Source organism: Streptosporangium sp. NPDC049376, from assembly GCF_044466505.1.
GTDB lineage: Bacteria > Actinomycetota > Actinomycetes > Streptosporangiales > Streptosporangiaceae > Streptosporangium.
The window spans coordinates 422,842-433,224 of sequence record NZ_JBITMT010000003.1; the positions used below are offsets into that span (position 1 = coordinate 422,842).

Sequence of the window (10,383 nt, forward strand, 5' to 3'; positions counted from 1 at the left end):
AGCGTTCTCCTTTCTCGTCTCGGTCAGGGGGCGGTACGCCGCTACATGCGGCCGACGTCCCACTTCGGCTCGCCGGTGCGGGGGGCATCCCCGCGCGCCAGGTCGGCGGCGTGCACGGTGCGGAAGACGGTGACGACCTGCTCAGCGAGCGGCACGAGCTGCGCCATCGCGGCGTACAGGTCGTGCAGCGCCTCCCCCACAGGCGCCTCAATCGGGTACTCACCCGACTGCAGCCGCATGGTGTACGTCCGCAGGGCCAGGGCGACGTTGGCGGGGATCTCGGGAAGCTGCTCGATCTCTCGGGCGACGGTCCACATGTCGTCCGGGGCGTAGCCGGACGCGGCGGCGTTCAGTTCGGCGGTCGCGGCGGCCAGCGGGTTGTTGCTCACGGTTCTCCTCCTGAAGGCGGTCGGTGCGGTGGTCGGGGCCGGACCCGTGGGGGCATCGGCCGTGGTCGAGGTGGGCGTGTTCTCGGTGGCCGGTTCGGGGTGGCGGGTGAAGCGGATGCGGTAGCCGCACGGGCACTCGACGGTGTGCGTGTCGCCGACCCGTGCGACGGTGATCGTGTGCGTCGCTTGGCATCGGGGACAGGTGACGGTCGCGGTGATGGGCAGTTCGCCCTCACCGCCGTGCACCACGCCGGGGCTCTCGGCGTCGGCCGTGGTGTCGTCGGCAGGGGTGTCGGCCGTTGCGTCGGGGGTGGTGTCGTCGGCCGAAGTCTCGGCGGGCTCGGTGGCGCGGGCGGCTTTGCGGGCCTTGTAGCGGCCGACGATCCAGGCCAGCAGGGCCATCACGCTTGCGGTCAGCGGCGCGGCCCGGCCGCCCAGCACCGCGGCGCCCCGGCGACGGGCGGCACGAAACCCCTTGGCCTCGCGCATGGCTTTCCAGGCGGCCGAGTAGCGGCGTCCGCTGCGGCGGTCCACCCACGCCCCGGCCTTCTTGGCCTGCCGTGCAGCGGCCCGACCGCCCGCGCGGGCCAGACGCCCGGCGTGGCCGAACGCCTTGCCCGCCTTGCCTTTGGTGACCTTGTTCGCCCAGGCCGCGGCTTTGCGGGTCTGCTGGACAGCACTACCTCCGACCTTGCGGGCATGGTGGCCGAAGGCCCGCCCGACCGTCCGGGTAGCGGCGCTGGCCTTTTGCGCGGCCCGTTGCACGGCCGGGGCTTTCGGCGTCTTGCCTGCCTTCGTCCGGCCACCGCCACCGCCGGGCCCGCCCGAACCTCGGCCCGAACCGCCCAGCAGACCGCCTCCTCGGCCGCCCTTGCCGAACAGGGACCGACCGCCGCGTCCTGCGGAGGACCCACCGAACAGGCCCCCGCCATGGCCGCCGGAACGGCCCGACGAACGACCACCGGGCGAGCGGCCACCGCTGAACAACGCGCTGGCCACCCCGCCCCGGGTCCGGCGTCCGGAGGAACCCCCGTGGGACGACGACCGTGACGGGCTCGGCTGGTGACCGCCCCGGCGGGTGTTCTTGTGGTAGCGGTGGCGCAGGTAGGCCACGGTGCCGCCCCCGGCCAGCACCGCACCGCCCACCAGGCCGGGCAGGCCTAGCATCTGGTAGATGGCGCCCAGCGCCACCGCACCACCGGACAGGCCGCCCGTGGCCAGATGTGCAGCAGGGATGCCCTCGGGGCGCTCCCTGGCCGGGGCCGGTTCGGGGGCGGACGGCTCAGCCGGGGCGGGGGGTTCGGTCGGCTCGACGGGGCCGGGGTCGGCGGGCGGGTTGGTGGTCTCGGCGGGAGTGCTGCTCATCAGCTCACCTCCAAATCGAACAGGTCCAGCTGACCCGCGCACAGGCCGCACGGCTCCCACAGCGAACAGTCGTGGGTGCGCGGGATGCGGCACTGCTGGTCGGCCGGAACACGAGGCAGCGACATGACGTGCTGGTTCAGGTCCACCAGGGCCATCCGGCGGGCGGCCTGCTCCTCGCCGGTCGCTCCGCAGGGGCACGTGAACCGGTAGACGGTGCCGACCTGCCCGGCGGTGCGGGTGATCGTCGGCCGGTGCCGGACCGGCGCGGACGCGGCGGCCATCACGCACCCTCGACCAGGGCGTCACGGACGTCGCGGGCGACGTCCATGCCGCACCGCAGCGCCCGGCGAATCGCGGCAGCACTGGGGAACGGCGGCAGCTGCCCGGCCTCGATCAGCCGTCGCGTCTCGGCCAGCTCGGGAGCGAAGTCGGCCTTACCGTCCCCCTTACCGGGGTTACCGGACTCCTCCTCGGCCGGGCCTTCCGGAGGGGTGTTTTCCCTGTACGTAAGGCCAGTAAGGGCATCAGTAAGGCCGGGGGCGGGCAGGGTCGCCAGGACCGACCACAGGGTCGGCAGCAGCCAAATCGCGGTCACCGCGCCGAGTGGCCCCAGCGCATGCACGAGCAGCGGCAGCAGGTCGAACCCGGACCACTGGAGCGCGGGCCAGCAGTTGAGCACGAGCGTCAGCCCCAGCAGCAGGGCTTCGGCTTTGAACAGCTTGCGGCCGTGCGGGCTGCTGCGATCGACCGGCCGCCCGCGCATCGCGGCGTAGGCCTGGACGGCGACGGCGGCCAGCAGGGGCAGGCTCAGGACCGGTTCGACGCCGAAGGCGGCCCACCAACCGGCCGTCCCGGCGTCGAGGGCGAGCCCCTTGGCGACGCTGGCTTGTACGCCGATGGAGGAGATGCCCAGGGCGATGGTCGCGGCCGACATCGCCATGACCGTGCTGATGCGCCGCATGCGGGCGTCGGTCCAGGCCAGGGTGGTGGGGTCCTGGCTCAGTGCGTACAGCCGCGCGGCTTCGGCCACCCTCGCGCGGCGCTTACGCACTCGGGCGGTATCGACCAGCAGCGGCGCATTGTCGGCCTGCAGCTCGACGAGGCGGCGGGATTCGGCGACCCGGGCGCGCAGCTCACGAACGCGCCGGGTCTCTCCGTCCTCCTCAGCTGGGGCCGCGGGGGGAGCCGGGTCGGCTGTGTCGTTGGTCGGGGCCGGGTCGCGCAGCGCGGCGACCCCGGCGGCGTAACGCTCGATCTCGGCCAGTCCCTGGGCGATCTCTTCCGGGGACGGTTCCGGGGAGGGGGCGGGGATCGCGGTGCTCATCGCCCACCCCACAAGGCCGCGAGGGCCATGATGGCGAGCCAAAGACCCACGACGCAGATCAGGGTGCTGAGGAAGCTCATGCCGTCGCCCCCGGCAGGGGCAGGACGTTGGGCTCAGCGGAGAAGAACAGGACGTTCGCGCCGTGCCCCTTGCCCGGCATCTGGTCCAGCGCCCAGGACAGCAGGCCCTCCCGGGTCGATCGGCCGCCCACGTCGAGCGTCCGCATGAGGGTCCACTGCTCGAACCCTCCGCTGTGCATCGGCTGGGAGATGGTCAGGATGATCAGGAACGGCACGGTCGTGGGAGCTTCGGGCTGGTGGCTCATCGGTGCACCTCCGGAACGGGGCGGGTGATGTCGCGGTGGCCGGTCCACATCCGGTAGAGGGCGGACACGGCGGCGATGTCGGGCAGGTCCTTGGGGCGGAGCGCGGCGCGCTTCCAGGCCAGGACGTCACCCAGGCGCATGAAGGGCAGGCCGTCGATCGTGTCGGCGGTGGCGATCAGCCGGTCACTCGACCATCCGGGCGTCCACCGGTCGAAGACCTCGATGTCGGCGTGCGGGTGGTGGATGACCTGGCCGTGCCCGGACGGGGCCGGGCGGGGGGTGCCGAGTGTGGTGGCGATGTCCCAGGCCGGGCCGGTGGCCAGCACGTCGAGGTCGCCCATGCGGTCGCGCAGGCCGCGCACGTACAGCGCGGCCGATCCGCAGATCACATACGAGCCGTGGGGCAGACGCAGGCCGGTCAGGGTGGCGAACAGCCCGGCCGGGTCGGTCAGCAGGGGCAGGAACATCTCAACCCCCGGAGGAACGGGCCAGGCCGCGGCAGGTACGGCAGCCGTGCAGGCGGCGGGCGCCGTGGGTGCGGCAGCGCTGGACCTGGCCACCGGGGCCGGTCGAGCAGCGCGGGCACCCGGTCAGCGCGGTGTGACGGCGCGAGCAGGCCGAACACTGGAAGCGGGCCATGTTCACCCCTCCTCGTCGTCGCTGGCTGGGGCTGGGGCTGGGGCGGAGGTGGTGGGGGTGGGTTTGCCGGTGGCCTGCCGGGCGGCCCAGTCGGGGACGGGGCCGAAGGCGGTGGCCAGGGCGGTGCCCATCGCGATCCACAGCGCCCACGCCTCGTCGGCGTTCAGACCGAGCCGGGCGTTGCCGACGCACAGGTACACCGCGTACGAGCCGCCGGTGCGCACCGTGACGCGGGTCGTACCGGACTTGTTCCACGGCGCCGGGGCCAGGACGGAGAAGTAGCGCTGTTCCATGTCAGGCCACCCACTGTCCGAACTCGTCCGCCTGGTCGAGGTCGGCGGCGTCCTCGGCGATCTGCTCGGGCGTGCGGCCCGCCCAGATGCCGAAGGAGGGACGGACCTCAGCGGCGTACAGGCCGCAGAACAGGCGCGCCGGGCAGGTGGCGCACACCTCGCGGGCGATCTCCTCGCGGGCGGCCTGTTCGCTGGGCGTCTCGGCGCTGTGCTCGGGGCCGGTGTGCAACTGCGGGTCGTAGGCGCACTCGGGGACCGGCGGCTCGCCCTCGACCCACCAGGCCGTGTCGAGCTGCTCGTCGGTCATCCGGGACGGGTGCAGGGGCGGGGCGACCTGGGCGCCGTAGGCGTCGGCGTAGACGCGGGCGACGGCGCCCAGGTCGGTGCCGCTGTGGTTGGTCAGGTTGGTGGTGCACACCGTGCCGAACCGGCCGTCGGTGCGCTCGACCACGGCCAGACGCGCCGTGGCGGGCAACGACGGGTCGCACAGGCGTAGGCCGTCGGTGATGGGCTCGACCCCGACCGTGTGGCGGTTCGGGGTGGTGGTGTGCAGGCGCGCGAGGTTTGCCATGATGGCGAGAACTCCTGACTACTGAAGGTGGGATGGGGTTGTCCGGGGCGGTGCGGCTCTTGGTGGGTGCGCACCGCCCCGGATCAGTGACGGGCGTTGGGCGGGTCAGCTGGCCATCACGGTGGAGATGTGGCCGTTGGCGCACTCGCCGGTGTACAGGCCCTTGAGGTCGTCGCTGTAGCCGATGGTCGGCTGACCGCACGAGCAGGTGTAGGCCATCGTGAACCGGGCGTGGGGGTTGGTCCGGTACACGGCGAAGTCGACTTTCTTACCCATGAGGTGCTCCTCAGCTGGCTTGCGCGGAGTTGTTGCCCTGGCATATGGGGCAGGGGTAGGGGCCGGTGCCGGGGTTCCAGATCTGGCCGTTGCGGCAGTCCGACGGGCAGTTGTCGGACTTGGCCGGGGTCGCTCGGTGGAGCATGATGAGTACGCTCCTTACGGAGTCGAAGGGGGCGGCCTCACGTCTTGGAGGATGGGGAGGCCGTCCCCGTGTGAGTTACCGGCCAGGTGGCCGGAGCGCCCCGGCAGGGAGTCGAACCCTGCCTTTCGACCATCGGGGCTGGTAGAGCGTTAGGGCGGGTCAGAGGCTGGTGAGGAAGGCCGCGAGGCTTTCCGCGACGGCGCCGAGACCGGTGATGGCCCTCGTGGTGAGGTCAGCGGCTTTCGCCGGGTCACGGACCACGACGAACAGCGCCAGCGCGATCACGAGGACACCCAGCGCGCGACGCCAGGGGTGCGAGGAGGGGTGCATGGGGCGGGTCTCCGTTCAGCGCGCCGTGACGTAGTTCCGGCGAGGGCCAAGCACCCGGCCGGAGACGGAACGGGCCTCCACGATCAGCGCGCGAGGGGGCATGTCGTGGGCGACGAGGGTGGTGATGCTGCCGGAGGTCGAGGTGGCGCAGAGGCGGCCGGGCAGGGTCGCGGTCACGGTGATGTCGCCGGAGACGGTGGTCAGCCGGGCCGACCCGCCGAAGTCACGGATGCTGATATCGCCGCTGGTGGTTCCCAGCACGGCGACCGTAGTGAGGCCCATCCGGATGTTGCCGGAGACGGTCTGCACGCTGGCCGTGTCCGTCTTCGAGGCGCGCACGTCACCGGACTTGGTGGTCGCGGAGAGCGCGTGAGCCTCAGCGACGTCCAGGGTCCCGGAGACGCTGTCGAAAACGACGATGCCCAGGGAGCCGCAGGTGAGGACCCGGGCGGAACGGGTCTTCACCCGTAGGTTCGACCCGCGCGGCAGGCGGATCGTGGCGCGCACGTCCCCACGGCCGGCGACAACGGCGCCATCGCCGAGAATGACCGTCCCGGCCCCGTCGATGACCAGGCCGGTCACAGTTCCGGTGACCACCGTGTGTCGGCTGATCACGGTCACGGTGTCGCGCCCGGAGGCGGGGAGGTTCAGGCGTACGGCGGAGCCGCGGGTGGTCAGGGTGGCGTCCGCGATGGCGCGGGCGGCCGAACCGTTGACGGAAGCTTCAAGGGTGATCTCGACGTGGTCGATGTCGTCGGCGATCACCTCGGCGTACCCGTCGGGCATGGCCAGCTCGAAGACGAGATCGGGCGGGCTCGGGACGGACAGGGTCCGTGTGGTCATGGTCATGAGTGCTCCTTGATGGAGTACGGATGATGGTCAGCGCAGGGACGAAGCCCCACGCGGGCCGCCTTGTGTCGGGCGGCGGTGGCCCTCTTGCTTCTCTGTTGAGTTCTCAAGGTGCGCGGGTGCGTCTGGCCCGTCGGCTAGAGCGGGTCCGGCAGCGTGGCGCGCGGTCCCGTCGGACCGCCTTCCAAGTGCTCCCGGCTGTGCAGGGCTTGCTACGCCAGGAACCTAACAGTTGGATGGCTTATCTATCAACTGTTAGGTCTCAAGATCTTTTTATTGGGCCTCTGAACAGGGAAAATGCGCCCCTATCAACTGATAGGTAGGCTGGTGGTGCACCCGACCGGCGGAAGGATCATCGGCACATGACGACCCCGCGAGAGCGGCTCAATCGCTCCCAGTCCCTGCATCAGCAGGTAGCCCGCAACATCCGCAACGACATCGAGGCTGGTGTGCTTCGACATGGCGAAGCGCTGCCGTCATCACGTGAGCTGGCGCAGGAGTGGGGGGTTAGCGTCTTCACGATCACCGAGGCCATGAAGGTGCTGGCCGAAGAGGGCATCGTGGTCAACAAGTCCAGATCCAAGCGCGTTGTCAACGCTCCTGATCAAACAATCAGGAATGACCTACGCGCACAAAACCCGCACGTAATTATTATTGGCGGATATGCGGGCAGCGGAAAGACCGAGCTGGGCAGGATTCTCGCTAGAGAAACAGGCTGGTCCATGCTCGACAAGGACACGATTACGCGCCCTGTTGTTGAAGCCGCCCTAGAGATTCTTGACCTCTCCCCGAATGACCGCGAATCCGAGGAATATTTCACAAGAATACGCCCTCGCGAGTATGAAGCACTGATGGCGGCAGTGGAAGAGAATCTGGCCTGTGGCAATAGCGTCATTGCAACCGCGCCGTTCATTCGGGAGTTTAATGACGCCGCATGGCTAGCGCGGACAGAAGCTTCCTTTGCTTCCAAAAGTGCGACAATATCGCTGGTCTGGGTATATTGTGACCCGAATACCATGCACACCTATATCCGGCATCGGGGTGCGGCACGTGACGCAGCGAAGCTGGGGAATTGGCCCGGCTACCTGTCGAGCATTGACGTGGAATTCCGTCCGGCTGTTCCTCATAGCGTGATCGACAATAGTGTGTCCAGCGAGCCCTTGCAGAATCAGGCACGCAATCTCCTTAAGGAGATTCTCGATGCGAAGGAAGGCTGATGCCAGGCATCATCCTTTACGGCCCCCCGGCGGCTGGGAAAGACACGATCACGACGGAACTCGAAAAGCTTGATAGGCGGTATCAGGCGTTCGCCCGACTCAAATCCGGAAGCGGCCGCACTCGCGGATATCGCATCACGACCGATGCCGCCATTGCGGAACTCCGGGAGGAGGGCGGTGTCATCTGGGAAAACAGCCGATACGGGGCTATATATGTAGTCGATCGTCCCGGGTTGACACAAAGCCTCGAAGGGGGAGTTCCCGTGGTCCACCTTGGACAGGTCGAAGCTGTCAGCAGGATTACCGAATTGATTCCTGACAGGTGGCTGGTGGTGTCCCTTTGGTGTCCCCGGGACGTAGCTGAGGAAAGAATTACCGCCCGCGGATCGACCGACCTAGCGGAGCGACTGCATGCCTGGGATGCAACAGATCCTCTCGTCAGTGCGGACCTAGCCATTAACACAGCCAAGGTTGCACCCGAGAAAGCGGCGCAACTGATCGACGCTGAGGCTCGCAGGGTTGTGGACCTGTAAAATACGTGCTTATGCAGCGGCTTGCGCTCTTTGATCTGGACAACACCCTTGTCGACTTGGATCGAGCCTTTGCGGTGTGGGTAATCGAATTCGCTGATCTACATGGATTGGGCTATGAAGCGGTTGATCTGATGATGTCGTTAGACCGGGAAGGCTACCCCCATCGTGAGGTGTTCTTCGCCAAGGTTCGCGAACACTTCGCTCTGTCTGAACCGGCCGGAGAGCTGTGGAGGCAGTACCGCCAGCGCATGCCGTACCTCGTTCGCTGCCCACCTGAGGTCAAGGACGGCCTTTTTCGACTTCGCGCGTCCGGCTGGAAAGTAGCCATCGTCACTAACGGGACGGCAGACAACCAGCTCGGAAAGATTCAGCAGACGGGGCTATCCGAGGTAGTGGACGCCTATGTGCTCTCGGGCATTGAGGGAATTCGCAAGCCAGATCGCAGGCTGTTCGAGATCGCAGCCGAACGATGCGGCATGGATCTCTGCGTTGGGGGCGGGTGGATGATCGGAGACAACCTTGTAGCCGACATCGCTGGGGGATGCACAGCAGGTCTCCGCACGATTTGGATCGACCAGGGGAAATGGCCCGGTCGTGAACATGGGGCAGACTACGTCGTCGCAGACGTACTCCAGGCGATGGAAGTTCTGCACCGAGAGCAGTGAGGTGAACGGCGTGACGGCGGCGAAGGTCCGGCGTACGGTCGAGCCATGGCCAGCAATGACGATGAGGAAGCCCCTCAGCGGCATCGATGCGGCGCCTGCCTGGGTGAGGGCGGTAACTGGGAAGACCGCAACGGAACCGGTCCCAAGCAGTCCGTGTGGGTGAAGTGTCGCGCTTGCCGCGGCACAGGATGGCAGACCGCCACATGACCGATCCACTCACCTGCCCGGAGTGCGCGGGGACCGGCGAGGACCGCAGCCTGCCGGGGTACGTGCTGAAGTGCATGTGCTGCTACGGGCGCGGCGTCGTAGGAGGCCCTGGCGACCCCGAGGAGAACCCACCCCCACCGCCGACCACACCACCTCCCGCGTGGAACCATCGCATCTGGCACGATCCGGCGATCTCCGCTGCCCTGCCGTGCCGCCTCTGCCTTGGGTCGGGCAGGCTCGCCCACGTTGATCGGGTCACCAGGAGCTTGACGACGCTGCCCTGCCGGTGCCAGGCAAGCCGATAGCTCCCGGCCCAGAGACCCTCTTCAGATTCGGGTCATAGCAAGGCAACTGGCCCGCCCCCGTGGCAAGATGAGCACCGAAGATTTTCAGCGAACCTCCCGGGGTTTCTGCACTACCGGAGGTCCGCTGAAAAACAGCCTCAGATCTCCCCAATGATCTGACCGCTGATCTGCAGCTTTACATTGGGGTCCTCATCACCCCTACGAGGGTTCGCAACACTCTTCAGGCGAGAGGGCGAGCGCCTGGACGTGGCGTCCTCATCACCCCTACGAGGGTTCGCAACGACAGGATGAGGACCGGCTGGCCGTCCTCCCATTCGTCCTCATCACCCCTACGAGGGTTCGCAACTCTCGCGGGTCAGGGATGCCCTTGATTGCCGCCCAGTCCTCATCGCCCCTACGAGGGTTCGCAACTTTCCACGCTTACAGGTCTGCGAGATACCGTTTTGCTTCAGGTCCTCATCGGCCCTACGAGGGTTCGCAACATCTTGAGTTCAGGGACTTGATCACTTTGGGAACTGGTCCTCATCGGCCCTACGAGGGTTCGCAACACCGTGATGCGGACGGTGTCGGGGCTGGCGAACTGGTCCTCATCGCCCCTACGAGGGTTCGCAACACCGTCAGCTACAGGATGTACGAGCGCAGCAAACGACTGGTCCTCATCGCCCCTACGAGGGTTCGCAACAAGGTGGTGATGCTCAGGTGGACGGCCTCGACCAGGTTCTCATCAGCCCTACGAGGGTTCGCAACAGCGGCGAGGTCACCTCGGCCTCAAGCTCGAACGCCGGTCCTCATCAACCCTACAAGGGTTCGCAACAGCTGGAACGGCACCAGGTACCCGCCCGCGCTGTCGTCCTCATCAGCCCTACGAGGGTTCGCAACAAGTTGCCGAACAGCTGGCCGAGGATGCAGCGGAAGTCCTCATCAGCTCTACAAGGGTTCGCAGCGCTAAG

15 protein-coding genes and 1 CRISPR repeat array are annotated in these 10,383 nt (G+C 67.8%); of the genes, 3 read left to right on the plus strand and 12 right to left on the minus strand.

Annotated features, from left to right (window positions below):
• Positions 1-41: 41 nt before the first annotated feature.
• The 12 genes from ACIBVQ_RS11770 to ACIBVQ_RS11825 all read right to left on the minus strand — a co-directional run bounded on the left by ACIBVQ_RS11770 (position 42) and on the right by ACIBVQ_RS11825 (position 6,506).
• Positions 42-1,754: a hypothetical protein gene (locus tag ACIBVQ_RS11770; RefSeq protein ID WP_399177139.1), complete on the minus strand. Its 1,713-nt coding sequence runs from the start codon at positions 1,752-1,754 to the stop codon at positions 42-44.
• Positions 1,754-2,035 carry a hypothetical protein gene (locus tag ACIBVQ_RS11775; protein ID WP_399177141.1) on the minus strand — a complete coding sequence of 94 codons (282 nt, stop codon included), beginning with the start codon at positions 2,033-2,035 and terminating at the stop codon, positions 1,754-1,756. Before ACIBVQ_RS11775 ends, ACIBVQ_RS11770 begins: the two co-directional genes overlap by 1 nt.
• Complete coding sequence (locus ACIBVQ_RS11780) at positions 2,035-3,078, minus strand: hypothetical protein (RefSeq protein WP_399177143.1); 1,044 nt, start codon at positions 3,076-3,078, stop codon at positions 2,035-2,037. The genes ACIBVQ_RS11775 and ACIBVQ_RS11780 overlap by 1 nt, the downstream gene beginning before the upstream one ends.
• Before the next feature lie 76 nt (positions 3,079-3,154).
• Complete coding sequence (locus ACIBVQ_RS11785; RefSeq protein WP_399177145.1) at positions 3,155-3,403, minus strand: hypothetical protein; 249 nt, start codon at positions 3,401-3,403, stop codon at positions 3,155-3,157.
• On the minus strand, positions 3,400-3,870 hold the full coding sequence (locus ACIBVQ_RS11790) for a hypothetical protein (protein WP_399177147.1): 471 nt from the start codon (positions 3,868-3,870) through the stop codon (positions 3,400-3,402). The genes ACIBVQ_RS11785 and ACIBVQ_RS11790 overlap by 4 nt, the downstream gene beginning before the upstream one ends.
• A gap of 1 nt (position 3,871) precedes the next feature.
• On the minus strand, positions 3,872-4,042 hold the full coding sequence (locus ACIBVQ_RS11795; RefSeq protein WP_399177149.1) for a hypothetical protein: 171 nt from the start codon (positions 4,040-4,042) through the stop codon (positions 3,872-3,874).
• 2 nt (positions 4,043-4,044) lie between these two features.
• Positions 4,045-4,335: a hypothetical protein gene (locus tag ACIBVQ_RS11800; RefSeq protein WP_399177151.1), complete on the minus strand. Its 291-nt coding sequence runs from the start codon at positions 4,333-4,335 to the stop codon at positions 4,045-4,047.
• Position 4,336: 1 nt separating this feature from the next.
• On the minus strand, positions 4,337-4,906 hold the full coding sequence (locus tag ACIBVQ_RS11805; protein ID WP_399177153.1) for a WhiB family transcriptional regulator: 570 nt from the start codon (positions 4,904-4,906) through the stop codon (positions 4,337-4,339).
• A 105-nt stretch (positions 4,907-5,011) separates the two neighbouring features.
• On the minus strand, positions 5,012-5,182 hold the full coding sequence (locus ACIBVQ_RS11810) for a hypothetical protein (protein ID WP_399177155.1): 171 nt from the start codon (positions 5,180-5,182) through the stop codon (positions 5,012-5,014).
• 10 nt (positions 5,183-5,192) lie between these two features.
• Complete coding sequence (locus ACIBVQ_RS11815; protein ID WP_399177157.1) at positions 5,193-5,327, minus strand: hypothetical protein; 135 nt, start codon at positions 5,325-5,327, stop codon at positions 5,193-5,195.
• Between the two features lie 159 nt (positions 5,328-5,486).
• Complete coding sequence (locus ACIBVQ_RS11820; RefSeq protein ID WP_399177159.1) at positions 5,487-5,657, minus strand: hypothetical protein; 171 nt, start codon at positions 5,655-5,657, stop codon at positions 5,487-5,489.
• Between the two features lie 15 nt (positions 5,658-5,672).
• On the minus strand, positions 5,673-6,506 hold the full coding sequence (locus ACIBVQ_RS11825; protein ID WP_399177161.1) for a DUF4097 family beta strand repeat-containing protein: 834 nt from the start codon (positions 6,504-6,506) through the stop codon (positions 5,673-5,675).
• 362 nt (positions 6,507-6,868) lie between these two features.
• Between ACIBVQ_RS11825 and ACIBVQ_RS11830 the strand changes: the two genes are divergently transcribed.
• From ACIBVQ_RS11830 to ACIBVQ_RS11840, 3 genes are read left to right on the plus strand one after another with little or no spacing between them, the layout of a single operon-like run.
• Entirely contained in the window at positions 6,869-7,723 is an 855-nt protein-coding gene (locus tag ACIBVQ_RS11830) for a GntR family transcriptional regulator (RefSeq protein WP_399177163.1), read from the plus strand.
• Entirely contained in the window at positions 7,723-8,256 is a 534-nt protein-coding gene (locus ACIBVQ_RS11835) for a guanylate kinase (RefSeq protein WP_399177165.1), read from the plus strand. Before ACIBVQ_RS11830 ends, ACIBVQ_RS11835 begins: the two co-directional genes overlap by 1 nt.
• Before the next feature lie 11 nt (positions 8,257-8,267).
• On the plus strand, positions 8,268-8,921 hold the full coding sequence (locus ACIBVQ_RS11840; protein WP_399177167.1) for an HAD family hydrolase: 654 nt from the start codon (positions 8,268-8,270) through the stop codon (positions 8,919-8,921).
• 697 nt (positions 8,922-9,618) lie between these two features.
• Positions 9,619-10,377: a CRISPR direct-repeat array (repeat unit 19 nt; unit sequence CCCTACGAGGGTTCGCAAC).
• The last annotated feature ends 6 nt before the right edge of the window (positions 10,378-10,383 follow it).

Coding starts and splice junctions, on each gene's coding strand:
- ACIBVQ_RS11810 (WP_399177155.1), bottom strand. CDS start 5,182: ATGGGTAAGAAAGTCGACTTCGCCGTGTACCGGACCAACCCCCACGCC.
- ACIBVQ_RS11770 (WP_399177139.1), bottom strand. CDS start 1,754: ATGAGCAGCACTCCCGCCGAGACCACCAACCCGCCCGCCGACCCCGGC.
- ACIBVQ_RS11785 (WP_399177145.1), bottom strand. CDS start 3,403: ATGAGCCACCAGCCCGAAGCTCCCACGACCGTGCCGTTCCTGATCATC.
- ACIBVQ_RS11805 (WP_399177153.1), bottom strand. CDS start 4,906: ATGGCAAACCTCGCGCGCCTGCACACCACCACCCCGAACCGCCACACG.
- ACIBVQ_RS11830 (WP_399177163.1), top strand. CDS start 6,869: ATGACGACCCCGCGAGAGCGGCTCAATCGCTCCCAGTCCCTGCATCAG.
- ACIBVQ_RS11780 (WP_399177143.1), bottom strand. CDS start 3,078: ATGAGCACCGCGATCCCCGCCCCCTCCCCGGAACCGTCCCCGGAAGAG.
- ACIBVQ_RS11820 (WP_399177159.1), bottom strand. CDS start 5,657: ATGCACCCCTCCTCGCACCCCTGGCGTCGCGCGCTGGGTGTCCTCGTG.
- ACIBVQ_RS11775 (WP_399177141.1), bottom strand. CDS start 2,035: ATGGCCGCCGCGTCCGCGCCGGTCCGGCACCGGCCGACGATCACCCGC.
- ACIBVQ_RS11815 (WP_399177157.1), bottom strand. CDS start 5,327: ATGCTCCACCGAGCGACCCCGGCCAAGTCCGACAACTGCCCGTCGGAC.
- ACIBVQ_RS11790 (WP_399177147.1), bottom strand. CDS start 3,870: ATGTTCCTGCCCCTGCTGACCGACCCGGCCGGGCTGTTCGCCACCCTG.
- ACIBVQ_RS11795 (WP_399177149.1), bottom strand. CDS start 4,042: ATGGCCCGCTTCCAGTGTTCGGCCTGCTCGCGCCGTCACACCGCGCTG.
- ACIBVQ_RS11800 (WP_399177151.1), bottom strand. CDS start 4,335: ATGGAACAGCGCTACTTCTCCGTCCTGGCCCCGGCGCCGTGGAACAAG.
- ACIBVQ_RS11840 (WP_399177167.1), top strand. CDS start 8,268: ATGCAGCGGCTTGCGCTCTTTGATCTGGACAACACCCTTGTCGACTTG.
- ACIBVQ_RS11825 (WP_399177161.1), bottom strand. CDS start 6,506: ATGACCATGACCACACGGACCCTGTCCGTCCCGAGCCCGCCCGATCTC.
- ACIBVQ_RS11835 (WP_399177165.1), top strand. CDS start 7,723: ATGCCAGGCATCATCCTTTACGGCCCCCCGGCGGCTGGGAAAGACACG.